Annotated in this window: 26 protein-coding genes; 13 read left to right on the forward strand and 13 right to left on the reverse strand. The window is 69.0% G+C overall.

The features are described 5' to 3' along the window. Positions 1-25 precede the first annotated feature (25 nt). Together U5918_RS08635 and U5918_RS08640 are read right to left on the reverse strand one after the other, a co-directional pair. On the reverse strand, positions 26-901 hold the full coding sequence (locus tag U5918_RS08635; protein ID WP_336000936.1) for an ABC transporter permease: 876 nt from the start codon (positions 899-901) through the stop codon (positions 26-28). Next, positions 898-1830, reverse strand: coding sequence for an ABC transporter ATP-binding protein (locus U5918_RS08640; protein ID WP_336000938.1), 933 nt, complete (start codon positions 1828-1830; stop codon positions 898-900). Before U5918_RS08640 ends, U5918_RS08635 begins: the two co-directional genes overlap by 4 nt. A 327-nt stretch (positions 1831-2157) precedes the next feature. Between U5918_RS08640 and U5918_RS08645 the strand changes: the two genes are divergently transcribed. The 3 genes from U5918_RS08645 to U5918_RS08655 are packed head-to-tail and all read left to right on the forward strand — an operon-like array spanning position 2158 to position 4536. Beyond that, entirely contained in the window at positions 2158-2820 is a 663-nt protein-coding gene (locus U5918_RS08645; RefSeq protein WP_336000940.1) for a hypothetical protein, read from the forward strand. Further along, the gene (locus U5918_RS08650) at positions 2810-4066 is read left to right on the forward strand and encodes a hypothetical protein (RefSeq protein WP_336000942.1); all 1257 of its coding nucleotides are present in this window, start codon (positions 2810-2812) and stop codon (positions 4064-4066) included. Before U5918_RS08645 ends, U5918_RS08650 begins: the two co-directional genes overlap by 11 nt. Continuing rightward, positions 4063-4536: a DUF6114 domain-containing protein gene (locus U5918_RS08655; protein ID WP_336000944.1), complete on the forward strand. Its 474-nt coding sequence runs from the start codon at positions 4063-4065 to the stop codon at positions 4534-4536. Before U5918_RS08650 ends, U5918_RS08655 begins: the two co-directional genes overlap by 4 nt. Positions 4537-4554: 18 nt before the next feature. Here the strand turns inward: U5918_RS08655 and U5918_RS08660 are convergent, their stop codons facing one another. Next, positions 4555-4908 carry a cell division protein SepF gene (locus tag U5918_RS08660; RefSeq protein ID WP_336000945.1) on the reverse strand — a complete coding sequence of 118 codons (354 nt, stop codon included), beginning with the start codon at positions 4906-4908 and terminating at the stop codon, positions 4555-4557. Between the two features lie 118 nt (positions 4909-5026). Then, positions 5027-5521 (reverse strand): RNA-binding protein, encoded by a 495-nt coding sequence (locus tag U5918_RS08665; protein WP_336000946.1) that lies wholly within the window; start codon positions 5519-5521, stop codon positions 5027-5029. Positions 5522-5731: 210 nt separating this feature from the next. Here U5918_RS08665 and U5918_RS08670 point away from each other — a divergent pair, with 210 nt between their 5' ends. From U5918_RS08670 to U5918_RS08680, 3 genes are all read left to right on the forward strand, one after another. Next, positions 5732-5932: a DUF7511 domain-containing protein gene (locus tag U5918_RS08670; protein WP_336000947.1), complete on the forward strand. Its 201-nt coding sequence runs from the start codon at positions 5732-5734 to the stop codon at positions 5930-5932. 66 nt (positions 5933-5998) lie between these two features. Then, a complete protein-coding gene (locus tag U5918_RS08675; protein WP_336000948.1) occupies positions 5999-6292 on the forward strand; it encodes a DUF7562 family protein in 294 nt (97 codons plus the stop codon). Between the two features lie 42 nt (positions 6293-6334). Beyond that, positions 6335-7642: a ribonuclease R family protein gene (locus U5918_RS08680; RefSeq protein WP_336000949.1), complete on the forward strand. Its 1308-nt coding sequence runs from the start codon at positions 6335-6337 to the stop codon at positions 7640-7642. A gap of 31 nt (positions 7643-7673) precedes the next feature. On the opposite strand, the gene U5918_RS08685 is transcribed toward U5918_RS08680, so the two are convergent. Further along, positions 7674-8345 carry a hypothetical protein gene (locus U5918_RS08685; RefSeq protein WP_336000950.1) on the reverse strand — a complete coding sequence of 224 codons (672 nt, stop codon included), beginning with the start codon at positions 8343-8345 and terminating at the stop codon, positions 7674-7676. Between the two features lie 144 nt (positions 8346-8489). Between U5918_RS08685 and U5918_RS08690 the strand changes: the two genes are divergently transcribed. Together U5918_RS08690 and U5918_RS08695 are read left to right on the forward strand one after the other, a co-directional pair. After that, positions 8490-9065 (forward strand): helix-turn-helix transcriptional regulator, encoded by a 576-nt coding sequence (locus U5918_RS08690; RefSeq protein ID WP_336000951.1) that lies wholly within the window; start codon positions 8490-8492, stop codon positions 9063-9065. A gap of 163 nt (positions 9066-9228) precedes the next feature. Then, positions 9229-10260, forward strand: coding sequence for a hypothetical protein (locus U5918_RS08695; protein ID WP_336000952.1), 1032 nt, complete (start codon positions 9229-9231; stop codon positions 10258-10260). A 50-nt stretch (positions 10261-10310) separates the two neighbouring features. On the opposite strand, the gene U5918_RS08700 is transcribed toward U5918_RS08695, so the two are convergent. Further along, positions 10311-11183, reverse strand: a complete 873-nt coding sequence (locus tag U5918_RS08700; protein WP_336000953.1) for a UbiA family prenyltransferase — start codon at positions 11181-11183, stop codon at positions 10311-10313. A gap of 167 nt (positions 11184-11350) precedes the next feature. On the opposite strand from U5918_RS08700, the gene U5918_RS08705 reads away from it, so the two are divergent. Next, positions 11351-12214, forward strand: coding sequence for an SAM-dependent methyltransferase (locus U5918_RS08705; RefSeq protein WP_336000954.1), 864 nt, complete (start codon positions 11351-11353; stop codon positions 12212-12214). Here U5918_RS08705 and U5918_RS08710 read toward each other — a convergent pair. After that, positions 12211-12603 (reverse strand): DUF5611 family protein, encoded by a 393-nt coding sequence (locus tag U5918_RS08710; protein ID WP_336000955.1) that lies wholly within the window; start codon positions 12601-12603, stop codon positions 12211-12213. The genes U5918_RS08705 and U5918_RS08710 overlap by 4 nt on opposite strands. 26 nt (positions 12604-12629) lie before the next feature. Further along, a complete protein-coding gene (locus tag U5918_RS08715) occupies positions 12630-13562 on the reverse strand; it encodes a DUF7093 family protein (protein ID WP_336000956.1) in 933 nt (310 codons plus the stop codon). A gap of 175 nt (positions 13563-13737) precedes the next feature. On the opposite strand from U5918_RS08715, the gene U5918_RS08720 reads away from it, so the two are divergent. The 3 genes from U5918_RS08720 (at position 13738) to U5918_RS08730 (ending at position 15646) form a co-directional block, all read left to right on the forward strand. Next, complete coding sequence (locus U5918_RS08720) at positions 13738-14031, forward strand: DUF6432 family protein (protein ID WP_336000957.1); 294 nt, start codon at positions 13738-13740, stop codon at positions 14029-14031. Positions 14032-14073: 42 nt separating this feature from the next. Beyond that, entirely contained in the window at positions 14074-15168 is a 1095-nt protein-coding gene (gene ygfZ / locus U5918_RS08725) for a CAF17-like 4Fe-4S cluster assembly/insertion protein YgfZ (RefSeq protein ID WP_336000958.1), read from the forward strand. An 85-nt stretch (positions 15169-15253) separates the two neighbouring features. Then, positions 15254-15646, forward strand: a complete 393-nt coding sequence (locus tag U5918_RS08730; RefSeq protein ID WP_336000959.1) for a PAS domain S-box protein — start codon at positions 15254-15256, stop codon at positions 15644-15646. On the opposite strand, the gene U5918_RS08735 is transcribed toward U5918_RS08730, so the two are convergent. The 4 genes from U5918_RS08735 to uvrA all read right to left on the reverse strand — a co-directional run bounded on the left by U5918_RS08735 (position 15647) and on the right by uvrA (position 23744). After that, the gene (locus U5918_RS08735; RefSeq protein ID WP_336000960.1) at positions 15647-16729 is read right to left on the reverse strand and encodes a geranylgeranyl reductase family protein; all 1083 of its coding nucleotides are present in this window, start codon (positions 16727-16729) and stop codon (positions 15647-15649) included. A gap of 338 nt (positions 16730-17067) precedes the next feature. Next, positions 17068-18825, reverse strand: coding sequence for a histidine kinase N-terminal 7TM domain-containing protein (locus tag U5918_RS08740; RefSeq protein WP_336000961.1), 1758 nt, complete (start codon positions 18823-18825; stop codon positions 17068-17070). 77 nt (positions 18826-18902) lie between these two features. Beyond that, the gene (locus U5918_RS08745; protein WP_336000962.1) at positions 18903-20660 is read right to left on the reverse strand and encodes a sensor histidine kinase; all 1758 of its coding nucleotides are present in this window, start codon (positions 20658-20660) and stop codon (positions 18903-18905) included. 84 nt (positions 20661-20744) lie between these two features. After that, a complete protein-coding gene (gene uvrA, locus U5918_RS08750) occupies positions 20745-23744 on the reverse strand; it encodes an excinuclease ABC subunit UvrA (protein ID WP_336000963.1) in 3000 nt (999 codons plus the stop codon). A 267-nt stretch (positions 23745-24011) separates the two neighbouring features. On the opposite strand from uvrA, the gene U5918_RS08755 reads away from it, so the two are divergent. After that, a complete protein-coding gene (locus U5918_RS08755; protein WP_336000964.1) occupies positions 24012-24962 on the forward strand; it encodes a MinD/ParA family ATP-binding protein in 951 nt (316 codons plus the stop codon). Between the two features lie 57 nt (positions 24963-25019). On the opposite strand, the gene U5918_RS08760 is transcribed toward U5918_RS08755, so the two are convergent. Further along, positions 25020-25685: a DUF7978 family protein gene (locus tag U5918_RS08760; protein ID WP_336000965.1), complete on the reverse strand. Its 666-nt coding sequence runs from the start codon at positions 25683-25685 to the stop codon at positions 25020-25022. Between the last annotated feature and the right edge of the window lie 45 nt (positions 25686-25730).

The following is a 25730-nucleotide window of genomic DNA, read 5'->3' on the forward strand; positions in this document are numbered from 1 at the left end:
CGGCGACCCAAAACGGTTCAGCCCCTCAGTCGACCAGGCCGTAGCCACGCCGGAACAGCTCGACGTCCAGCGCGAGCACGGCCACCGTCAGCCCGGAGAGGACCGCAAGCGAGAGATCCGGCGGGAGTTCGGCGGCCCCGAAGAAGCCGTAGCGGACGCCGTTGACCATGTACACCATCGGGTTGAGCAGCGAGACGGTGTAGGCGAAGCCCTCCAGCGCGTCCAGCGAGTAGAAGACGCCGCCGAAGAAGACCAGCGGGCGGAGGATGAACTGGTTGAGGACCGTGAGGTAATCGAAGTCCCGCGCCCAGAGACCGCCGACGACGCCGAAGCCGGCGAACAGGAGGCAGATCACGAGCATGAAGGCCACGAGGTAGAGCGGCCGGGCGATCGGCACGCTCGTGAACAGCAGGCCGATCAGGCCGATGATGACCCCGACCACCAGCCCCCGGAGCGCCGAGGAGAGGATGTAGGCCCCGACCATCGACCGGTAGGACAGCGGCGACGTCAGGACTTCGTGGATGTACTCGTTCCACCGGCCGTGGAAGATGGAGAACGAAGCGTTCTCGAAGGCGTTCGAGATGGCCCCCAGGACGATCAGGCCGGGGAGGATGAAGGCGATGTACTCGATCTCGCGACCGCCGAGGGCAAAGGAGTCGATCCGGCCGCCGAGGATGACGCCGAACACCGAGAAGTAGAGCACGTTCGTGATCGCCGGCGGGAGGAACGTGTTCCGCGGCCGGCGGATGAAGCGCAGCACCTCGCGGTGGAACAGCGTCCGAAATCCGGTGGGAAGGAGGCGTTCGAGAAGCGTGCCGCCGGCGTCGGCGTCGCCCCCGGTCCCGTTGCTCGCGGTCCCGTTGCCCGCGTGCCCGCCGTCGGGTTCGAGGCCGCCGCTCATGCTTCCACCGCGCTATCCGTCCGGGTCACGTCGACGAACACCTCTTCGAGCGACGCGCGCTCGATGTCGACCTCGGTGACGGCGTACCCGTCGGCCTCCAGCCGCCGGAGCACCTCCGGGACCACCGCGCTCCCGCGGGCGGCCGTGACGACCAGTTGCCCGTCCTCGATCCGGGCGTCGCGGACGTCCGGCACGCCGAGGTCGGGGACCGTCGCCGGCGTCGAGCGGAGGCCGATCCGGATGCGGTCGGTCCCCCGGTCCATGAGTTCGCCGGGCGTGGCCTCTTCGACTTTCCGGCCCTGGTCCATGATCGCCACCCGATCGCAGAGGCGTTCGGCCTCCTCGATGTAGTGGGTCGTCAGTAGGATGGTCGTCCCCGCGTCGTTCATGCGGTTGATGACCTCCCAGAGGTCACGGCGCAACTGGACGTCGACCCCCGCCGTGGGTTCGTCGAGGATGAGCAGATCGGGATCGGAGACGAGCGCGCGTGCGAGCATGAAGCGGCGCTTCATCCCGCCGGAGAGCCAGTCGAAGCGCGTGTCGCGCTTGTCGTAGATGCCGACCGTCTTGAGCGCGTCGTCGGCTCTGCGGCCGGCCTCCTCGGTGGGAATGCCGTGGTAGCCGGCCTTGTGTTCGAGGACTTCCCGGATGGGGAAGAACCGGTCCACGTTGTACTCCTGGGGCGCCAGGCCGATGGCGTCGCGGGCCAGGCGGTACTCGGCGTCGACGTCGTGGCCGAACACCGCCGCCTCGCCGTCGGTCCGGTTCGCGAGGCCGACGAGGATGTTGATGAACGTCGTCTTTCCGGCACCGTTCGGGCCGAGGAGGCCGAAGAACTCCCCGGACTCCACCGAGAGGTCGAGGCCGTCTAGCGCCCGGACGTCGTCGTACTCCTTCACGAGGTTCCGGGCTCGTATAGCCAGGGTCATACCGACGAGAGCGGTCCTGTGCGTGTAAGCCCCACGTTCTCGGGTCGTCGCGGCGGCGGCGGAGTTCGGGCCGACGACCGGCAAGTAAGACGCAGCGAAGCATATCTGTACGGCCGGAACATTGATAAGACTCGGTAGATATTGGATGACCAAGAGACCGAACCGAGTCAGCACCGGCCGCGCGGCCGGCCGTCGCGCTGCTGACCGCCAGGGGGGAACGGCACCACGCGGCCAGTGCGCGTAGCGTACCGGTCGGCGCGACGACTCGACGGCTGACGACGACCAGGGGACGGTCGGGGGGCTCGTGACGGTCCGGACGGTTGAACAATGTACGACACCAAGCGACTAGCCAGCGGCGTTGGCGTGTTGCTCACGTTGTGGGCGTTCGTCGGGCTGTTGCTACTGACGACTGGGGTGGGCGTCTCCGTGCCGCTGAGCAGTACCGGGGGGTTCAACGTCTCCGCGGACTACATGACGGCCTCCGAGGCGACGGTCGTCCCGGCACAGACGAAGATCGTCACGCCATCGGTGCTGTTCGAGGTCGAGCGCAGCTACATCCGCGAGTTGAACCTGCAGAAGAATCTCAACGTCAGCGACGTGCCGGGACTGACGGGACGGTTACAGATACAGATCCGGAGCGAGGAGGCGACCGCCCGGGGCGTCGCGTTCAAGACCGACAGGATCACCGCCCAGACGGCGACCTGGCGCGGGTTCGTCCTCGACGAACGGAAGGCCGACAAGGTCTTCGACCAGTTCTACGCCTACGCCGGTCCGAACCCGAACTCGGCACCGAACACCGACGACCCGCTGGCGATCGAGGGCAGCGACGCCGGCGCGATCAGGCCGAGCGACGGCCGGCCGGCCTTCGAGCTACAGGGAGCGACCATTACCACCTCCACGCTGTCGGCCGATCAACTCCAGCTCTCGGATCTGTCCCTGCGGGTGCGATACGACTTCGACAACGACGGTGAGTTCGAATATGGCGCGTGAGGACACCACCGACGGCCCGAGGACAGACGCGACAGCGAGTGAGCGGCCGGCGGACGGCCCCGGCCACCTCCGGGCCCGGTTCGACCGCTGGGCGACCGGGCGCCCGACGCTCGGCGCGGGCCTGCTCGCCATCGGGAGCGCCGTGCTCGCCTGGCGGGCGCTCACCCTGCTGTGGCTGGTCCCGACCGGCCGCCTGACCGTGTTCGGCTTCGCCGGCGGCGTCGCCCCGCTCGCGAGCGTCGTGCTGGGGCTGTTCGTGCTCGGGCGGCCCGAGAAGGCCCGCCTCGCGGGTGGCGTCGGCCTCGGACTGGTCGGCTTCACCTTCACGGGCCTCCTGCTCTCGGGGCTGCCCTTCGCGTACCCGAAACTGGCCTTCACGGGCTTCCTGATGGGCGGCGTCGGCGCGGTGCTCTGTCTCGCCTGGCACGGCGAGCCGACCGTCCGCGTCGAGCGCGGGCCGCTCTTCCGCGTCGGGCGGGCCGGGCTCGCCTGCGGACTCGTGCTGGTGCTCGCCTTCACCGCCGCGCCGGCGGTCTCGGGCGACACCTTCCCCGCCCAGATGGAGACCCAGGGCGGGTTCGTCGTCCACCAGGCCGGCCTGGACGCCGGGACCTACAGCTACCAGACCGACTGCGACACCGACCCCGGCTTCGCCATCGGCGGCGAGGACTGTCTCGACATCACGGTCGACAGCAAGAACCAGGGGAACATCGACCGGGCGGCCCGCCAGCAACTCGACAGCACGAGCGTCGCCGACGTCGAGATCGACCAGTTCCTCATCTACGAGAACTTCTACACGGAGCTTCGGGGCGGCCGGAACCTCTACTTCGAGCTGACGGCCTCGCAGGCGGTCGCGTCGAGCCGGACCGACGGCAACCGGGCCATCGACGTCTACGTCTCCGAGTTCCGCTCGGAGGATCTCACGGCCCGCCTCGACCTCATCGAGTTCCCCGGCACGCCCGGGATCCCGGCTGACCACATCCGGTACTGGACCTGTACGCCCCACAACGACTCGGGCTTCGGGACGATCAACGACATCCGCCTGGGGCTGGACACGAACCCGCGGCTGACTGACGGCCGCGACGTGTCGCTCCTGGCCCACCAGCTCGGGAGCTCCGAGACGGTGCTGACGGACTTCAAGCTGAAGATCGGCGCCGAGATCAATGGCGACGACGGCGTCCACGAGCCGATCCCGGCCGACGGCGGACCGACGGAGTCCCAGAACGAGCCCGGAAACTGCCTATGACGACCGACGGGTCGGACGTCACCGCCGGCACCGACGGCGTTTTGCCGACGGACGACCCAGAGCCCGAACACGTGGAGACGATCACCTTCGCCGAGTGGCGGCGCGCCCGTCCGTTCGCCGGCGGCCTCCTGCTCGTCGTCGGCGGCCTGCTGATCGCCTGGCCGTCGCTCGCGGTCGTGTTCAGCACGCAGCCGTTCGACGCCTACCCCACCGCGAGTCTGGGGACGATCGTCGGCGCGGCCATCGCCTTCGCCGGCGTGGCCGCGCTGGTCCGGCCCGAATACGCCCGCGTACTCGGCGTCGTCGGCCTCGTGCTCGCCTCGGTCTCCTTCGTCGTCGCCTTCGGCGGCTACCTGATCGGCATGGTGGTCGCGAGCGCCGGGGGCATCCTCGCCTTCGCCTGGACGCCCACCGAGGAGTACGAGCGGCTGATCCTGGGCGACGCTGACGGGACCGAACGCAAAGAGTGAAAAGAGTGAGACGCCGGCTCAGCGGCCGAGTTTCTCGCGACTGATCTTGACGCCCCGTGGCGTGATGATGATCTGGTCTTCGTCCTTCTGGACGATGTCGCCGCCGACGCCGCGGGCGACCTGCTGGAGTTCGTCGCTGATCTGCTCCATCGTGCGGTCCTGCGTGGTGTGGCGCGTGATGTCCGCGACGACGATGTCACCGGCGTAGACGGCGTCCTTGATGTCGATGACGTCCTGTTTCTCGCTGATCTTCGCGATGTGCATCTGCGTGTCGGCCTGTGCCTCCGGGGCCTGGACGCCGTCGAGTTCGACGTAGTCGTCGGTACGTCGCGTCGAGCCGGACTCGCCCAGGAGTTTGTTCATGAAGCCCATACCCCCGCGAAGGTCCGCTGAAAGTATAGGTTTTTCGTCAGACATACCTACGCGAGTTTGCATTTCCGGGGGCTGGGGCGTCAGACGCCGGGATTCGGGCGCCCAAGGCCGACGCACGTCAGACGGAAAATTCGTACAGGTCGTCCCCCACGTGGTGGACGCTGTCGACGACCTTGCCCTCCGCGCCGACCATGTCGTCGCCGTCGGTGCGCGCGCGGCCGATGGCCAGGATCTTCCCGTGGGTCTCCTCGGCGATGACGACCAGGTCGCCCGGCTCGATGCTGGAATCGGCCTCGACGATGCCCGGCCGCATCACGTCCGCGCCGTCGCTGACGAAGGAGATGGCGCCGCTGTCGACGGTGACGACGTTGCGTTCGGGCGGGTAGTCGTTCGCCCCCCGGACGGTGAGGAACGGCTCCTGGCCGCCGTCGTCGGTCTCGACGTAGACGACCGCCGGGTCGTCGTCGACCAGCACGAGGTCGTAGCTGGTCCCGTCGAGTTCGACCTTCTCGTAGGTGTCGGCGTCGAGCGAGACGCCCAGTTGCGCCGAAAGCGTCGACTCCAGGTCGTCGACGGCGTCGGCGCGGAGATGGTGCCGTGATTTCACCTGCATACCCTGATGCTCGCCGGCTCGCTGCATAAATCGCCCGCTCTCCCCCGTCGGTTATCAGGTGTGATAGCTGGTCACAAAGCCTTTTATTTGTAATCGAACTATCTGAAACTGGATGACGTGTCCGCTATCGTGGGTTCCGGAGGGGCGGAGAGGCGGCCAGTGGCGCTTCGGGCCGGCCGATAGACGGCGCGTCGCCGAGGTGAGTCAGATATGAGCGTCGTCGACAGACCGGCGGAGGCAGAATCGGGCCAGTTCGATCAGCTCCCCGAGTTCGAACTGGAGTGCATGTACGACGACTGGGACGAGCCGACGGAGGTGACCGTCTTCTCGACCGCCGAGGAGGACAGCCTCTACACGGCCTGGCTCACCGTCGACCGGAACCACGCGGTGTCGCTCGCCGAGCTGCGGTGACCGACCGGTTGCGGGTCGGTCCCGCGTGCGACAACAGCTAAGTATTCGCCAGCCGAAGGCCCGTCCATGTGGGGTTCCCGGCGAAACCGGGACGGCGCGCAGGTCACCTGCATCGCCTGTGGCGACTCTGTCGCCCGGAGTGACGCCAGGGAGTACGACAAACACGGCGACCGGTGGAACCGGGAGGACAAGGAATTCGAGTTCCTCTGTAAACGCTGTTATCGCGACCTCTGTCATCAGCCTCGCGCGGGCCTCGAAGCGCTGCTCGTCGAGAGCCGGGCCGGGCACCGCGACCGCGACGCCTTCGTCGCGGCGCTCTGTGACCGACTGGCCGAGCGCGAGGACTCCCCGGAGTCGTAGCCCGTCGACACGCCTAACTACGGGGTCCACCTACCGGCCTGCATGAGCGACCAGGCAGAGGCCGGGACCGCGGAAGGCCAGGGCCCCGTCGAGATCGACGAGGAACTGTCCCGCCACCTCGCCAACAAGCGCGACGACCTGTTCGAGAAGTTCGACATCCGCGACGACTTCCCGCCCGAAGTTCGCCAGGAAGCCGCCGAACTGACCGACGACGTCCAGAGCGAAGTCGACGACGTGCTCGACGAGCGCCGCGACCTCCGGGAGATGCCGACCTGGACCACCGACCCCGTCGACGCCCAGGACTTCGACGACGCCATCTCGATCGAACAGCGCGACGACGAGGTCGTCCTCTGGGTCCACATCGCCGACGTCACCCACTACGTCAACCCCGAGACCGAGATGTGGTCGGAGGCGCTCAAGCGGGCCAACACCGTCTACCTGCCCGCCTACACCGTCCACATGCTCCCGCCCGTGCTGGCCGAGACCGTCTGCTCGCTGGTCCCCCACGAGGACCGCCTCGCCCACACCGTCGAGATGCACCTCGACCCGGAGACGCTCTCCTACGAGACCATCGAGATCTACAAGTCCGTCATCCGCAGCGACGCCCGGCTGACCTACGCCCAGGCCGAGCGCCTGCTGGACGACCCCGAGAGCGCCGACGACCTGCTCGAGGACCCCGACGTGGATCTGGCCGCCAAGTGTGAACAGGTGTGGGAACTGGCCGACCGCCTCCACGAACAGCGCAAGGAGGACGGCTCCCTCGTCCTCAACCCCCGCCGGGACCGGGCCCACACCATCATCGAGGAGTGCATGCTCAAGGCCAACAAGGCCGTCACCCACACCCTCCAGTGGGACCGGGGCCTCGAAGCGATGTACAGAGTCCACCCCCAGCCCACGCCCGACCAGTGGAACGAGGCCCTGCAGGAGATCCAGGATCTGGACGGCGTCTCCGTCTCCGCCAGCTACGAGGACCCCCGCAAGGCCGTCAACGAGACCCTCGAGGAGGCGCCCGACCGCCAGCTCAACCAGATCCAGCGCGCCGTGATGAAGGTGATGCCGCGCGCGAAGTACATGAGCGACCCCTTCGGCGGCCACCACGCCCTGAACTTCGAGATCTACGGCCACTTCACCAGCCCGATCCGCCGGCTCTCGGACCTCGTGAACCACTGGATCGTCTACACCGACGAGGTGCCCGCCGACCTCGGGGACCTCTGTTCGCACGCCTCCGACAAGCAGAAAGACGGCGAGCAGTGCGAACGGGAGTACCGCCAGTTCCTCGAAGAGGTCGGGCTGGACCCGGCCGCGGTCAACAACCGCGGGATCGAAGTCGTGGACGACGAAGACGAGTAGATTCGAGTTCCGGTCGGCTGCCGGACCGGATTCAGTCCTCGGCGCGCTCGTCCGCGACGAGCAGGACCCGTTCTTCCGGCAGGTTCACCTGCGCCCTGTAGGCCACTTCGCCGTCGCCGGTCCTGATCTCGACGTAGACGGTGTCCTCGACGACCTGCTGGTCGCCGGGACGGATCGTGACCGCGTCCCCGTGGCGCTCGATGGTCACGTCCTCGTCGAAGTCGATCCGAGTCGTTCCATCGCTCCGGTCGGTCGCCTCCATGGCATCGTCGGACGCGTTCAGCGAGACGTGACCCATCCCCTCGGCCGGGATCCCGACGATGGGCTCGACGGCGAATTCAGCGCCGTCCAGCTCGGCGAGGTGCGCCTGGATCGTCTCGTTGGCCCGGGCGATTTCGAGAGCGCGGTCGCGCTGGCGATCGGTCAGTGGGTCGCCGGCGCGGGCCTCGGTCTCGACGCTGAGCCGACCGTCGCGCTCTGCGATCTCGATCCGTTCGAGCGCCGCCGTGTTCTCGACCAGCGTGGTCGATCGGTCGCCGGTCGAAAGCGTGACCGCCGCCCCCGACACGCTGAACTCGGCGCCCGCGTCGCCCGTCGCGAGCGGGGCTCCCAGCCCCAGCGCGGTCCCGGCCCAGGCTGTGCCGAGGCCGATCGCGGCCAGCGCGACCAGTGCGGCCGCCCGCGTCCCGATGCTGTTGTTCACGGGTGTCGTGTTGGGTGAAAGACCGGATCAGCCTTTCGTTGAAACGCGTTCGAAACGCGTTTCATCGGCGTTTCAGCCCCGTTTCGCGGCCGATTCGTGGAATCGAATCGACGGTACTTTGGGACTGTCGCCGGACGGACGGATATGGACTCGCGGGCCCTCCACGCCACGCGGCTGTTCGCGGCCGTCGTCTTCCTCGGCTCGACGGTGGTCCTCGCCGTGCAGCTGATCAACCCGTCGCCGGTCGTGGTGACGGTGGGCGAGAACGGGACCGAAGTCGCCGAACTCGGGGGCTACTTCCGCTACCCCGAGGTGGCCGTCGTCGCCGTCGCGGCCTGTGCCCTCGGCGCCAGCGGCACCTTCCTCCTGCTCGGCGACCGATCGACGGACGCGGCGGCCGACGCGCGACTCGACGACGTCGATACCACCCCTCCGGACCGGACGCCCGTCCCCGACGGCAGTTCCGACCTCGAACCGAGCGGCGAACTCCTCGAAGCCAGACGGCGGGAGTGGGAGGAGACCGCCGACCGGCTGGCGAACAACGAGCGCGAGATCTACGAGACGCTGCTGGACGCCGACGGCGTCCTCCCGCAGAGCGACGTCGTCGACCGGACCGACCTCTCGAAGGCGACCGTCAGCCGCGAACTCGACAGCCTGGAGACGAAGAACCTGGTCGAGCGCAAGCGCCGCGGGATGGGCAACGTCGTCCTGCTGTGCTGAACGGGCGCGGAACCCGTTCGAGAGCGTTCCACAACGCGTTTTCAACGGGTGGCTATGTGGGTTTTCACACAACCCGGTATCGGGTGCCGCGGGGCGCCGACCCGACGAGCGACGGTCGCTCCCGGGAACGGCTGGCCCCGACGCCCTCCAGACGAGACCACGAATGCGACGAAAGCTATTCGCGCTCGCAGTAACGGCGATGCTGGCCGTCGGAACGGCCGGCGTCGTCGCCGCGAACGTTGCGAGCACAGGCCCCGACGAAGCGACCGACGAACACACGAACGCGCCGTCGACCGTCCAGGTCGACGGCTACGAGATCGAGATCGCGGACCGGGACGACTGGTTCGCGGGCGAACGAGCGGACGACCGCGCGACGGTCGCCGAGCTCGTGCTGGCCGACGCCGACGCCGGTGATCGGTTCCGCGATCTCTTCGACGAGCAGGGCCGGATCGAGATGGACGTGTACGGCGACCTGCAACGCGCAGACGACCGCGCCCACGCCCGGATTCACCCGGCCGAGCGCGCCGACCACGGCGATCCGCGGCCGGTGCTCGAAGTGACCGTCGACCTCGGTGCCGAGACCGTCGAGGTCGTCGGCGTCTCGACCGATCCAGTCCAGGACGACGACCGACTGACGGCGAACGAATCCGAGACGTACGACGTGCGCACGAACGCGACCGACCCCGCGGGCGAGACCCTGGAGGTCCGACTCTCGGACCCGGCCGGGAACTACACGTTCGTGAGCGCCGAGGACAGCGTCCGGATCGACGTCCCCGCGGAAGCAGTGGGCGGGGACGGCGGGGAGTTCCGGATCGATCTGCCCGCGAACCGCACGATCCCGCGAACCGCCGAAGTCGGTGACGATCTCGAACTCGTCGACGAGCGCGGCGAGCTGACGGCGGCCGAGTTCGAGACGGTCCGCGATCGGGTGGCCGCGGACGACGCGGCCAGCGAGGCACTGCGGGACCGCTTCGGCGAGGGCGCCGAGATTTCGCTCACGGTCGCCGGCGTCGGGCCGTCCGGCGAAGTCCAGCTGGACGCCACGGCCGAGGGCGACGGGCCGGAGACGGTCGCGGTCGCGTCGCTCCACGAGGCGGGCGTCACGGTCGAGTCCGCCGCCCTCCTCACCGCGTCGGACGCCTTCCAGACGGATCGCGACGTGGAGTACGAAGTCGTCGACGAGTCGAGCGACTGACCGGCCGGCGAGCGGACCGAGGTTCGGTCCGCCGCGGACGACGCGTTTTTTCAGCCGCCGCCGAGCCACCCCAGCGCGTCCAGCGCCAGCACGAGCGCCGCGAGGACGGCGTGTTCGCCGTCGATCACGAACCCGTAGAACAGCGGCCCCCGATCGGGCGTCGCCAGCGGCACGTACGCGCCGACGTAGGCGTTGAACGCGAGCAGGACGAGAAACGACCGGGCGAGGACGCCCGAGGCGACGAGCCCGATCACCGCCACCCCAGCCGTCAGGTTGACGACCTGCGCGACGGTCCGGGTCGTTCCCGGACCGAAGCAAACGGGAAGCGTCCGGATGCCCTCGGCGCGGTCGCCCCGGAGGTCCTTGACGTCGAAGACCGCCGCGGCGGTCGTGAGCATGACGGTCACGTAGCCCGCGACGGCCAGGAGCGAGGGGCGGAGGTCGCCGAAGTAGACGCCGACGCCGAGGGGGACGATCCCCCAGGAGACGCCGACGAGCAGGTTCTTCACCAGCAGGAGCCGTTTCAGTCTGCCAAGCGAGTAGAGGCCGACGACGACCGCGGGCAAGAGGAGAAACTGCGCCTTCGGGAGGTCGCGGGCGACGGCGAACCCGATGACCGCGAGGTAGCAGGAAAGGGCGACCGCCGCGAGCGGCCGTCCGTACCGGCGAGTGAACGCGGCGCGCTCGGGGACGTTGCGCTCGTCCTCGGCGAGGTCCGTCAGCCGGTTGGAACTGTAGACGAACAGCGTCGCCGCGAAGACGATGGCGAGCGGGACGGGGTCGAGCGGATACCCACAGAGCACGCTGGCCGTCACGGCGACGCTCGTCGCCCCCACCGCGACGAAGAGGTTACTGTGGACGAGGAGGACGACCGCTCGACGCACCGCCGGCGTTCGGATCGTGCGTACGGAATCACTCGTCATGCTGGGGCGACCGGACCGCGGTCGGCGAGTGTCGGCAGTTGGCCCCACGGGGCCGTAGGACCAGGGCCGAACCGGTTCGGACGGCCACCGGGCGATCGAGCGCAGAATAATTTCCTATTTTCCCGGTCGAAAATTAATTACGTCCGGCCGCGAGTGACAGGAACGCCATGGGGACGAGTGCCAGGGGGGTGTCGCGGATCGCGGAGTACTACAGGGAGAGTCACTTCGACTATCGGTTGTTCTGGGCGCTGGACGAGAGCCACGGGTTACACGCCGGGTACCACGACGGCGAGGGGCGGTCCCACGCCGAGGCGGTCGAGCACATGAACCGGGTGCTGGCCGACCTGGTCGGCGTCGACGATGACGACCACGTCCTCGACTGCGGCTGCGGCGTCGGCGGGAGCAGCGTCTGGCTCGCCGAGAACCGGGGGGCGACGGTGACGGGCGTCGACCTCGTCCCGCTCCAGTTGCGCGAGGCCCGCGCACTGGCCGGCGAGCGCGACGTGTCCGACCGCGTCGCCGTCGCCCGCGGGGACTTCACCGACCTGCCGGTCGCCGACGAGTCGGTGGACGTGGTCTGGGGGATCGAGGCCGTCTGTCACGCCGCGGACGAGGCCGCGTTCCTCCGGGAGGCCGCCCGCGTGTTGCGGCCGGGCGGGCGGCTGGTCGTCGCCGACGGCTTCCGCACGGCGGCGTCGATGACGTCGGCCGAGCGCGCCGCGATGGACCGCTGGCTGGACGGCTGGGCGGTGCCGAACCTCGCCAGCCCGGCCAGTTTTCGCGACGCGCTGGCCGACGCCGGCTTCGCCGAGGTCGAACACAGGGACGCGACCGAACGGGTGTTACCCTCGTCCCGGCGGCTCTACTGGACGAGCCGGCTGCTCGGGCCGGTCGGTCGGCTCGCCGGGTGGATGGGCGTCCGCAGCGAGGTCCAGCGGGCGAACCGCCGAGCGGCGCGCTACCAGCACGAGACGCTCACCGACGGGCTGTGGCAGTACGGAATCGTCTCGGCGGAGCGAAAAGAGATCTAGACGCTGTCGGGCTTCTCGGCGTCGTCTTCGACCGAGCGTTTCATCGAGTCGCGGCGGCTCTTGGCGTCGCGCCCGGTGCACTCCTCGAGGAAGTCGTTCTTGGCGTCGACGGCGTCGGCCGCGGCGTCGGCGTTGCCCTCGGCGATGACGTCCTCGGCGGGGCGCTCCTCGAAGTCGACGGCGAGTTTGTCCTTCTTGCCCTCGTACTCGACGGTCCCGCCGACGATGCGTTCGAAGACGGGGTTGTCCGGATCGGTGACGACGAACAGGTCGCTGCCCTTGTACTCCTCGGTGTCGTCGACGTCGCCGAAGAAGTCCTCGATCTTGGCCTTCATATCCGGTACTCGCTCTTCCAGGTGCTCGCCCCGACGCATCTTGTACTCCCGCATGGGCAGACGTTTGGACAGGGTCCGGTTTACTCTTTTCGCGTCGCGTCTTCCGCGCGGTGTTCGAGCGTCCCCCGGCGACAGGACGGGCAGAAGTCGCCCGCACGCAGCGAGGACTCCTCGACGAGCGTCGTGAAGTCGCACTCGGTGCAGTGGAACTCCCCGTCCGGGACGGTGACGGTCGCGGCCCCCGCCGGCTCGACGTCGGCGTCGATGCGCTGGGTCAAATTCTCCGAAGGCTCCCACTCGTCGTCGCTCTCGTCCTCCTCGGGCCAGTCGACCTCGGGCGCTTTCGCCGACTCCTCCTCGTAGCCGTACTCGTCGGGCCACTCCTCGGTCCCGGACTCGGCGTCCCCGGTGAGCACTTCGGTCTCCTCGGCCGCGGCGTCCTCGGAGTCCTCGTCGGCCGACGGCTCGGCCTCCTCGTCCGGTGCCGCCTCGTCCTCGGGCCACTCGCCGGGGTCGCGCTCCGGTTCGTCGTCGTCGAGGATGACGGCGTCGTCGTCCTCCGCGGACGGGCCGTCGTCGTCGACCGCCGGCTCGCCCGCGGTGGGGATGTCCGGGTCCGGATCGGGGTCGGACGCGGAACTCCCGTCCGGGTCGGCCGCCCCGCCGGCGGGCGCGTCGTCGGCGTCGTCGCTGGTCTCGAGCAGTTCGGCGTCGTCCTCGGCCGCGGTCATGTCGGGCCCCGGAGAAGGAGCCGTCTCGGCGTCGACGCCCGCGTCGGCCACTTCCTCGCCCGCGGCGTCGTCGGGTTCCGGCGCAGCGTCGGCGTCGGCGCCGCTCGACGCCGCCAGCGACGTGACCTCCTTGTTCTCGGAGACGACCCGTCGCTTCCCGCACCTGTCGCAGATCTCGACCTCCTTGATGGTGATGACCACCTCGCTGCCCTCTTCTTCGCGTTCCTCCTCCACCTGCGTCCCGTCGAACTTGTGCCCGAGCAACGAACACTTGATAGCCATTGACACGATACTGGTCACCGGCCAATCTTAAGCCTACTGCTTGGGTGTCTGACACCTGTCACTGCCCGTGAATCCAGCGGCCGGGTCGGGGTGCGGTCGCACCCGTGTCGCCGGGGACAGAAACCGACCCGTCGCGTCTCGAAGCCTTAAGACCCACCCGGCCGAACGGGCATCTATGAGGGCAAAGCGGGAGTACCGCGACCGCGACGAGACCCAGGTCGCGGTGCTCGACGCTCTCGCCGACCGCCACCACGACGGCATGACCGTCTTCGAGCTCAGGTCGCGAGTCGACGCCGACATCGACGAACTCGAATCGGCCCTGGCGGAGCTCAAGGCCGACGGCCTGATCGAGGCGACCGAGGAGGAAGACCGCACCGTCATCCTCCCGGAGTCCCACGCCATCGGCCAGTACGACCCCGACGAGGAGGGATCGCTGCTCGAGCGCCTGCGCGAGTGGCTCGGCCGCTGACGAACCGGGGGTTTAACGCCGCCGAACGCCCACGATCCGGTAATGACTGTTCTGGAAGCCGTCCACGAGGCCCACAGCGCGACCTTCCGCGAGGTGGGCGGTCGCCGCGTCGTCGACCACTACGGCCGCCCCGAACGGACCCACGCCGCCGTCCGCCGGGTCGTCGGCGTCTGCGAGTTCGGCTACGGCGTCCTCACCGTCACCGGCGACGACCGGATCGACTTCGTCGACAACGCCGTCTCCAACCGCGTCCCGACCGAGGACGGACAGGGCGTCTACGCCCTGTTGCTCGACCCGCAGGGGAAGATAACGACCGACATGTACGTCTACAACGCCGGCGAGCGCCTGCTCGTCTTCACCCCGCCCCAGCGAGCCGATCCGATCGCCGAGGACTGGGCCGGGAAGACCTTCATCCAGGACGTCGAGATCGACGTCGCGACCGACGAGTTCGCCACCTTCGGCGTCCACGGCCCCAAGGCGACCGAGAAGATCGCCAGCGTGCTGACGAAGGCGGCCTCGCCCGACGAACGCCTCTCGTTCGTCCGCGGGTCGATGGGCGACGCCGGCGTCACGGTGATCAGGGACGACGGCCTCGCCGGCGAGGAGGGCTACACCGTCGTCTGCACCGCCGACGCCGCCCGCGACGTCTTCGATACCCTCGAGAACCGCGGGATGAACGCCGCCCCCTTCGGCTACCGGACCTGGGAGTCACTGACTCTGGAGGCCGGCACCCCGCTTTTCGACACGGAACTCGAGGGCGAGATCCCCAACGTCCTGGGGATCCGCAACGCGCTCGACTTCGAGAAGGGCTGTTACGTCGGCCAGGAGGTCGTCTCCCGCGTCGAGAACCGCGGCCAGCCCAGCCGTCGCCTGGTCGGCCTCACAGTCGAAACCGTCCCCGACCCCGGCGCGGCGGTCTTCGACGGCGACAGTTCGGTCGGTGCAGTCACGCGCGGCATCGAGAGCCCGACGCGCGAGGAACCGCTCGCGCTCGCGCTGGTCGACTACGACGTCGCCGGCGACCTGACGGTCAGGGTCGACGGCGAGGAACGCGCCGCGACGGTCGCCGACCTCCCCTTCGTCGAGGGGTCCGACCAGTCCGCGCGGCTGCCGGCCTACCCGGCCGACGACGACTGAAGAGCCTTCCATCGACGACCGGTCCCGTTTCCGCGATGCCGGCCGCTGCCGAACCTTCTTTGCGATTGGGTGCCAATGTCACTCAATGGCTGGTCGCACCGAGGACGGCGCCGTCGTCGACGACTTCCGGGACGTGATCGACGTGGCCGGCGTCCCGATATACACGCTGGACGCGGACGGGAACCTCACCTACGTCAACGCCGCGCTCTGTGCGGAGTCGGGGTACAACCGCTCGTCGCTCGTCGGCGAGCACGTCTCCCTCCTGCTCCCCGACTGCGACGTCGACCGCTGTCAGCGAGCCATCCGCGACCTGTTGGAAACCGGGGGTCGGACCCGGGAGGTGACCGTCGCGGCCGAGACCGCCGACGACGAGTGGCTGACCGCGACGCTCGTCCTCTCGCTGTTGCCACTGGCCAACGGCTTCCGCGGGACGGTCGGCGTGGTCCGACGGCTCGAACCCGGACGCCCCGCCGACTGATCACCGGGAGAGCAGCGCGCGCAACTGCTCGCTCGAGAACAGCGTCGTCGGCCGGTCCATGTGGACGCCGATCTCACCCGAGAGCGCCGCCATCCCCGCGCGCTGGATGGGTTCGGGCACGGCGTAGCCCGCCCGGACGAGTTTGCCCATGCGGATCTCCGTCCGCAACTCGTCGCGCCAGGCGCGCTCGTAGTCGCCGAGCGTCCCCGGCTCCCGGGGATCGATCGTCCGCGCGGCGTGATCGGCGGCCGTCATGCCGTAGAGGATACCGCCCCCGGTGAACGGTTTCGTCTGGGCGGCCGCGTCCCCCAGCAGGAAACTCCGGCGACCGGTGACGCGGCTGGGTGGCCCGATGGGGATGAGCCCGGAGCACCGCCGGTCGGTCTCGACGCCGTAGGCGTCGGTAAACGCCTCGAAGCGCGCGCGGACGTCGTCGCCCGGTGGAACCGCCAGGCCGTACTCGACGCCGGCCTCGCCGCGGGGGATGCGCCAGGCGAAGAAGCCGGGGACGGTGAGGTGGACGTCGACGAAGTCGTCGTGGTCCGGATCGTCCGTGAACCCGAGGACGCCGTGGAGCAGTTCGTCCGGGTCCGGGAGGCCCAGTGCCGACCGCACGCGGGACTGCGGGCCGTCCGCGCCGGCGACCATCCGGGCCTCGTAGGTGTCGGTCCCGTCCGGACCGCGGGCGGTCACCGCCACCCCGTCGCGGCCCTCGGTCACGTCGACGACCGTGTGTTCCTCCCGGAGGTCCGCGCCGGCCGCCCGCGCCGCGTCGGCGAGCGTCCGGTCGAGCCCCACCCGGTCGATCACGTTCGAGACGACCTCGTCCTTGTAGAAGGGGTGAGCCTCGCTGTCGGGGCCGCCCAGGTGAAACCGCGCGCCGTTGACCTCGTTCTGGAGGAGGTCCGCGCGAGCGCCGTCGGGGGTGTACTCCCAGACGTCCGTGCTGACGTGGCCGGAGCAGGCGAGCGGTTCCCCCACCTGCCCTTGCTCGAAGACGAGGACGTCGGCGCCGTCTTCGGCGGCCCGGCGCGCGAACCGCGATCCGGCCGGGCCGGCCCCCACCACCACGAAGTCGTGCATACCAGTTTCGTCCCCGTCGACGCCCATATACCTTCTCGGTCGCGTCCGAGGGTTCAAGACGGATCGCGGGACCACCCCGGCGCGTGACCTGACCGCGGCCGTGACGCATCTCGCAGTAGCGCGGTGCAGTGCGTCACGCTCCCCTCGCCGGCACCGCCTGTTCGCCAGTCCGCGTGAACCCACGTTCTGACGAGGCGGAATCTCCACCCGCAACCGAGGTACGTGACGGCGGCGTCTGACCTGCGTCTGACGCACGGCTGACGTGCGTCGTGTCCACCCGAAACCGGGGGGTTGGGAACCGGTCACACGTTACGGCGCCCCAGCCAGTTCGGGACCGGTCAGTGGGACGATTCGGCCGCGGGCGGATCGCGCGGCCACCGCTCGCCGTCCACGCCCTCGAAGACGAATCTGGCCCCCTGGTCGTACTCGTCATCGAGCGAGACCGTCCAGCCGTGGGACTCGGCCATCGTCTCGACGATGGAGAGCCCCAGCCCGGTCCCCGCCTCGCTCGTCGTGTAGCCGTACTCGAAGACGTCGGCCGCGTGTTCGTCGGGGATTCCCGGCCCGTCGTCGGTGACGGCGAAGCCACCGTCGAGCGGTTCGACGGTGACGGTCACGTCCGCAGGGCCGTGATCGAGACCGTTCCGAAAACAGTTCTCGAAGACGGTGAGCAGTTTGGTCCGGTCGGCCTGGAACGTCCGATCGTCCGCCACCTCGAGGGTCGCCGCGCCGGTGTCGACGTTCTCCCAGGCCGCCCGCGCGGTGTCGGCCAGCGAGACGGCTTCGGTCGCCTCCACGGTCTTGCCTTCGCGGGCGATGGTGAGGATGTCGTCGATGATTTCCTGCATCCGGTCGGTGCTGTCCTCGACGCTCTCGACGCTCTCGAGGAGTTGCTCCCGGGTCTCGTCGTCGACCTCGAGATCCGCGAGTCGCGCCTCGAGCAGTTCGAGGTGACCCGTCGCGACGTTGATCGGGTTGCGCAGGTCGTGGGATATCGTCGAGGCCACCTGATCGAGGCGCTCGTTCTGTGTCTCGAGCTGCCACCGCGACCGCTCGAGTTCGGTGATGTCCCGCAGGAGGATCGAGTACCAGCCGGTCTGATCGTGGCTCCCCTTCGAGACGGCCGAGACCGTGATCGAGTAGTGCCGGGCCTGCCCGTCGTAGGTCAGCGAGAGGTGTTCCGTCGGATCGTCCCCCGTCGGCGGGACCGTGACGGCCGCGGCCAGGGCGGGACAGGCGGCCTCGAAGTCGGCGGGGACTCGCTCGCCGAGGGCGGGCCAGACGTGCGTGGCGGCCGCGTTGAAGTCGACGACGCGCCCGCGGTCGTCGACGACGAGCACGGGATCCCGCAGATTCTCGATGACGGTGTTTCGCGCCACCGGTTTCACGTCGAGGAGCCCGAAGCGGAACAGTGAGACGGCCGTCAACAGGTAGAACGGGAGCAACCCGAACGACGCGTGGCTGAACTCGAGCGGCAGCAGCCCCGTGTACTGGCTGATCGCGTCGAGGCCCATGATCGAGACCGCGCCGACGATGAACAGGGCGAGTTGCCCGCCGGACCGCCGCCGGGTCGCCAGCAGGTGGGTCGCCATCAGGTAGATGCCGTAGGCGGCCGGCAGCTGGATCAGGACGATCATCGCCGCGAACGCCGGCCCGCGCTCGACCGAGAGGTGCGGGAACGGCTCCGCGACCGGCGTGAACGAGGTGAAGAGGAGCGCGTGGCTCCCGTTCGTCACCGCGAGGACCGGATAGGCCAGCGCGAAGAGCGCGAACATCCCGTTCACGGCCCGGTTCCGGTGGAGCCGGTTGCCGGTGTACGTCGAGACGAATACCACGAACGCCCAGACGGTCAGGAGCGCCCCGTACCCGCTGAGTGCGTAGGCGGCCCGTCGCAGCGGCGTCCCGATGGGCAGGAGAAACAGGAGTATCGACAGGCCGAACAGCATCCCCGTCCCGAGCATCGCGAGGAACCACCGTGCCCCGTCGCGGTCCCGCTGGTGGGTGTACACCCAGTAGCCGATCACGGCCTGGATCGCGACCGTCACTACGAGGACTCCGACGTAGAGGCCCCACAGCCCGACCCAGGTCTGCGCCATCGTCTATACGTCGGGCGTGAAGCTATTTCAAGGATCGGTCCGGTTATCGAGCGTGAAACCGGCGAGTACGGCCGTGTTCACTGGGTGAGTGTGCCCGTCACGTCGCGAGAGCCGAGCCCCTCGGCGTCCACACCCGCGAAGACGAACCGCGCGCCGTCGTCGTGATCGGCGTCGAGGTCGACGGTCCAGCCGTGGGACTCGGCCATCGTGCGGACGATCGAGAGCCCCAGCCCGGTGCCGCCGTCGGCGGTCGTGTAGCCGTACTCGAAGACGTGATCCCGGTGGTCCGCTGGAATCCCCGGGCCGTCGTCGGCGACGGCGAAGCCGCCGTCGGTCGGACGCACCGTCACGGCGACGTCGGCCGGCCCGTGGTCGAGCGCGTTGCGGAACAGGTTCTCGAAGATGGTCAGCAGTTTGCTCCGGTCGGCCCGAAACGTCCGGTCGCCGGTGACGGTCAGCGTCGCGTCGGCGGTGTCGACGGTCTCCCAGGCGTCCGCTGCGACCGCCTCGAGGGACACCGGCTCGGTCTCCTCGACGGTCTTGCCCTCGCGGGCGATGGTGAGGATGTCGTCGATGATGTCCTGCATCCGCCCCGAGGCGCCGTCGACGTTCCCCAGGTACTCGCCGACGGTCTCGCGGAGGTCCGCGTCGACGTCCGGGCGTTCGAGCCTGGCGTCGGCGAGTTCGACGTTGCCATCGATCACGTTGATCGGGTTGCGCAGGTCGTGAGAGATGGTGGCGGCGACCTGGTCGAGGCGGTCGTTCTGTCTCTCGAGTTGCCAGCGTGACTGTTCGAGTTCGGTGATGTCCCGCAACAGGATCGAGTGCCAGCCGTCCGGGCCGTCGCTGCCCTGCGAGACGGCCGAGACGGTGACCGAGTAGTGACGATCCTGGCCGTCGTACGTCAGGGAGAGCTGTTCGGTCACATCCGTTGTGGCCGGCGGAACGCTGACGGCCTCGGCCAGCGCCGGACAGGCGGTCTCCAGCGTGGCAGGCACGTGGACGCCGAGGTCGGGCCAGACGTGCGTCGCGGCCGGGTTGAAGTCGACCACGCGCCCGTGATCGTCGACGACGAGGACGGGATCCCGGAGGTTCTCGACGACGGCGTTGCGGGCGACGGGCTGGACCTCCAGGAGGTCGAACCGGAAGAGCGCCAGGAAGGTACACAGGAGGAAGATCCCGACGGCGTACCCGCTGTGTGAGAGGCCCGTGGCCGGGAAGACGCCGATCCCGCCGGCCGCCTCGAAGGCCGCGATCGACAGCACGCCGACCAGCAAGAGCACGAGCTGCCCGCTCGCTCGCCCCGCGGTCGACAGCAGGTGATGCACCAGCGCGTACGTGCCGTAGAGGCTCAACGGGAGCAGGACGATCAGCACGGCGACGTAGCCGACCCCCGGTCCCCCGAGCATGTACGTGAACGGGTCCGTCCGGATCACGAACCCGTAGTACAGCAGGCCGTGCCACGGCGCGGTCACCGCGAGCACCGGCACGGCGACGGAGACGGCGCCGAGCGCGGCCGCGAACGGGAGCCGGCGGTGGAAGTTCCGCCCCGTATAGACCGAGCAAAACACCACGAAGGCCGCGATACACCACGTGGAGGCGACCGCCCGCCCGTAGAGACTCAGCCGCTGGACGACGGGCGACCCCGCGGCCGTCGTCACGAACAAGAGCGCGTTCCAGGCCCCACCACACAGGAGCGTCGCCACGAACCAGTCGGCACCCGTCTTCGACCACACCGACCGGTACACCCAGGCGGCGAGTACGACGGTGGTGATCGCCGTGGCCACCGGGACGACGTAGTAGACGAGTTGCACCAGCGAGAGGGAACTGGCCATTCGATACTCCCTCGTTCCCGGCCACTCACTTCAGCGTTCCATCCCAGTTATCAAACCGGATAGCGGTATCGCGTCAACCGGCGTTCAGTCATCACCCGTACCGGTCGCCTCGGCGTCGGCCTCGACCTCCGAAGCCGCCAGTTCGCGGTCGCTGCGCGGCCCCTCCAGATCGACCGCGGGGAGCAGGTCGCGAAGGTACCGCCCCGTGTGTGACTCGTCGGTCCGGGCGACCTGTTCGGGGGTGCCGGTGGCGACGACGTCGCCGCCGTTCTCGCCGCCCTCCGGGCCGAGGTCGACGACGTGGTCGGCGTTCTTCACGAGGTCGAGTTCGTGCTCGATCACGACGACGGTGTTGCCGTCGTCGGTGAGCCGGTGGAGCACGTCGATCAGCTTCCGTTCGTCCTCGGGGTGGAGCCCGGTGGTGGGCTCGTCGAGCAGGTAGAGCGTCTCGCCGCTGTCTTTCTTCCCCAGTTCCTCGGCCAGTTTGACGCGCTGGGCCTCCCCGCCCGACAGGGTCGTCGAGGGCTGGCCCAGCCGCATGTAGCCCAGCCCGACGTCTTTCAGCAGTTCCAGCCGGCGGCGGATCTGCGGGTGGCTCTCGAAGAAGTCGTAGGCCTCGGCGACGCTCATCTCCAGCACGTCCGCGATGGTCTTGTCCTTGTACGTGACGTCCAGCGTCTCGTCGTTGTAGCGGGCCCCGCCACACTCCTCACAGGGGACCGTCACGTCGCTGAGGAAGTTCATGTCGATCTTGACCGTCCCCTGCCCGCCGCAGGCCTCGCAGCGGCCGCCCTTGACGTTGAACGAGAACCGGCCCACCTCGTAGCCCCGCTGGTTAGCGAGGTTGGTCTCCGCGAACAGCTCGCGGATGTGGTCGAAGACGTTGGTGTAGGTCGCCGGGTTGGACCGGGGCGTGCGGCCGATGGGCGACTGATCGATCAGCCGGACGGTCTCGATCTGATCGAGACCCTCGATGGCGTCGTGCTCACCGGGGTCCACGGACGTGTTGTCGTTCATCTGCCGGGCGAGGCCCTTGTAGAGCACGTCGTGCATCAGGGTGGACTTCCCGGACCCGGAGACGCCGGTGATGGCCGTGAATGCGCCCAGCGGCAGGTCGACGTCCACGTCCGAGAGGTTGTGCTGGCGCGCCCCCTCGATCGTGACGTGGCCGTCGGGGTCGCGGCGCTCCTCGGGGACCTCGATGTAGCGGTCGCCCGCGAGGTAGTCACCGGTGATGGACTCCGGGGTGTTCTTGAGCTCCTCGACGGTGCCGTTGACGACGACCTCGCCGCCCTGCTTGCCCGGGCCGGGCCCCATGTCGATGACCCGGTCGGCCCGGCGCATCGTCTCGGTGTCGTGTTCGACGACCAGCAGGGTGTTGCCCAGGTCCCGCAGTTCCTCGAGGGTGTTCAGCAGGCGGTCGTTGTCCCGCTGGTGCAGGCCGATCGAGGGCTCGTCGAGGACGTAGAGCACGCCCACGAGGCCGGAGCCGATCTGGGTGGCCAGCCGGATGCGCTGGCTCTCTCCGCCCGAGAGCGTGGAGGCCTCCCGGTCGAGGGTGAGGTACTCCAGGCCGACCTCGCACATGAAGCCGAGGCGGGCGCGGATCTCCTTGAGGATCTCCTCGGCGATCTTGGTGTCCCGGTCGTCCAGGTGGTCTTCCATCCCCTCGAAGTGCGCGAGGGCGTCGCCGATGGACATCCGGTTGACCGCGGTGATGGAGACGCCGTCGACGAGGACGGCCCGTGACTCGGCCTTGAGCCGCGTCCCCTCGCAGGCCGGGCAGGTCGTGACGGCCATGTAGTCCTCGATGTGATCCCGGGCCCGGTCGCTGTCGGTCTCGACGTAGCGCCGTTCGAGGTTCTCGATCACGCCCTCGAACCGCTCGGTTTTCTCGCGAGTCCCGTTCTTGGTGGTCCACTGGAAGTGGACGACGTCGTCGGTGCCGTAGAGGAACTGCCGCCGGATCTCGGGATCGAGGTCCTCGAAGGGGGTCGTCAGCGAGACGCCGAAGTGCTCGGCGACGTTGTCCAGCTGACGCGAGTAGTACGTCCGGTTGTAGCTCCAGGGCTCGAAGACGTCTTTGAGTGGTTTCGAGGGGTCCTGGACCACCAGGTCCTCGCTGACCTCCTTTGTCGAGCCGATTCCCTCACACTCGGGGCAGGCCCCGTGGGGGGAGTTGAAGGAGAAGGAGCGAGTCTCGATCTCGGAGATGTCGATGCCGCAGTGGGTGCAGGCCAGATCCTCGGAGAACTCGACGACGAGACGGTCGGCGGCGGACGCGTCGTCCTCGCCGTCGGCGTCGGCGAGGTCGCCCGTCGACCTGGCCGTCGCGCCGCCGATCTCGACGTCCTCGGGCGGGTCGGGGAGGATCACCTTGATGATCCCCTCGCCCTCCTCGAGGGCGGTCTCGACGGAGTCGGTGATCCGCGAGCGGGCGTCGTCGCTGATCTTCACCCGGTCGACGACCACGTCGATGGTGTGGTCGTAGTTCTCGTCCAGTTCTGGCCTGTTCATCGTGAGGTCGAAGGTCTCGCCGTCGACCTCGACGCGGGCGTACCCGTCGCTCACGAGTTCGTCGAAGAGGTCCTCGAAGGCGCCCTTCTGGTCGCGGACGACGGGGGCGGCGATCTTCGCCCGGGTGCCCTCGGGGAGGTCGAGGATCCGGGAGACCATGTTCTGGGCGCTCTGCTCGCCGACTTCCCGGCCGCAGTCCGGACAGTGCGGGGTGCCGACGCGGGCGTAGAGGAGCCGGAGGTAGTCGTGGAGTTCCGTCACTGTTCCGACCGTCGAGCGGGGGTTGTTGGCGGCGTTTTTCTGGTCGATGGAGATGGCGGGCGAGAGGCCCTCGACGGTCTCGACCTGGGGCTTGTCCATCTGGCCCAGGAAGTTGCGCGCGTAGGCGGAGAGGGACTCGATGTAGCGCCGCTGGCCCTCGGCGTAGATGGTCTCGAAGGCGAGCGAGGACTTCCCCGACCCCGACAGCCCCGTAACGACCGTCAGCTCCTCGCGAGGGACGGTCACGTCGACGTCCTTGAGGTTGTGTTCCTCGGCCCCGCGGACCTCGATGTGGTCTTTCGTCATTGTACGCGGTCAGGGACTGGTTCAGTGAAACGCTGTCGGTCTGGAGATGCGAGCAGTCCCCCCGAAAACTCGGACCCGTCGAGCGCCCCGCCGCCCCTGCGCACCCGCCCGCACGCTCGCCCGCCCCGAAGACCGCCACGAGAGGGGCACAGGCCGACAGTATCATCGGTGAGATTCGACAGGCGGTCGATATCACAGGTTTCTCGCGCGCAGTCGGGCTCGAACGGTAGTCTCAATTTATTGGGCCCCAGTTTGTTCTCAGTGATAATGCCAGCGACAGTGTATGCCGTTGCCGGCGGCAAGGGCGGTGTCGGCAAGACGACGACCGCGGCGAACCTCGCCGCGACGCTGCGGGCGACCGGTCGGGAGGTCGTGCTCGTGGACGCGGACCTGGCGATGTCGAACCTGCAGGGGGTGACCGGCATCGATCACGAGCCGACGGTACACGACGTGCTCGGGGGCGACGCGGCCCTCGAGGACGCGATCGTTCCGGAGTCGGCCTCGGAACTGGACGCCCCCGGACGGCTCGACCTGCTCCCCGGCACCAGCGACCTCGACGCCTTCGCGACGGCCGACCCGTCCGGGATCACCGAGGTCGTCGACCGCCTCACCGGAGAGTACGACGTCGTCGTCCTCGACACCGCAAGCGGCGTCTCCAGGGAGAGCGCCGTCCCGATCGAGGCCGCCGACGAGACCGTCGTGATGACGACGCCGGACCGTGCGGCGGTCCTCGACGCGAAGAAGACCGCCGAGTTCGTCCGCGGACTCGACGGGTCGGTCGCCGGCCTCGTCGTCTCGCGCACCTGCCGCGGCATGACGGACGACGAGATCGTCGACCTCGTCGGCGTCGACCGCCTCGCCACGGTCCCCGACCTCGACGCCCCCGGCGTCGACCCGCTACCCCCCTACCGCACGCTCGTCGTCCGCCTCCTGCTCGGCCAGGAGGTCGCGACCGACCCCGCCGCCGTCCTCGACATCGAACCCGGCCAGACCCCACGAATCACCGACACCCTCGAGCCGAACCCCGAACCCGACGGCGCCACCGGCGAAGCGGAAAGTCCGCCCACCGCTTCCACCGACGGCGGCTCAGCGAGCGAAACGGACGGGAGCGCACCGGAGACGCGATCCGGCGACGGCCAGGAGACGGACAGTTCGGCCGACGAGGAGGGCGGCGACGGCGGCCGCCTCGGCCGGTTCGTCGACGCCATCGGCCGCTAACGGGCTCGAACGGTAGCAGGGCTCGAACGCCAGAAGGACTCGAACGCAGCCAGAGGATCAGTCCGACTCGGCCGGCTCGCCGTCGACCACCGCGGCCTGTCCCGCGAGGCTGCCGCAGAATCCGAACACCCCGCCGTAGGCCAGGAAGTACAGGAGCGTCTGCGCGATGTCGGGGCTGTAGAGGACGCTCTTGTCTTCGAGCGAGACCACGACGGTCCCGGCCAGTGCGATCAGGACGTAACCCGTGGCCATCGCCACGGCGGTCGTCACCGCCGCCAGCGCGCTCCGTCGCTCGGGGCCCCACCAGTAGGTGAACAGCCCGCCCGCGGCGGCGATCACGACGGCGGGATACGCCCGGTAGAGGAACGGCTGGCTCGCCACCCGGAGGTAGTCCTCGTTGCCCGTGATGATGTTCGGTTCGAGCGCCGTCCCGGTCACCACGACGTTGTGGGCGTTGTAGAAGAGGAAGCCGGTCCTGACGGGGAGTTCCGACAGCGGACCGGGCAACGCCAGGGGCGTCGCCAGGAGCAGGGCCAGGAGGCCGGCGTATCCGACCACGAAGGCGCCGACCCCGGCGACGAACGCCCCGAACCAGGGGAAGGTCGCCAGCACCGCACGCGCCCCGGCCGACATCGTCCCGCCGGCGCGGGCGTCACCCCCGACTCCAGGGGCCGTCTCACCGACCGTCTCGTCGTCCGCCGCGGGCGTCCCGTCACGTGTCATAGTGGCCCACGTCTCGGCAGGCCGAAAAAAGGGTTCCGACGATTT

The sequence above is a fragment of the Halorientalis sp. LT38 genome (assembly GCF_037031225.1).
GTDB lineage: Archaea > Halobacteriota > Halobacteria > Halobacteriales > Haloarculaceae > Halorientalis > Halorientalis halophila.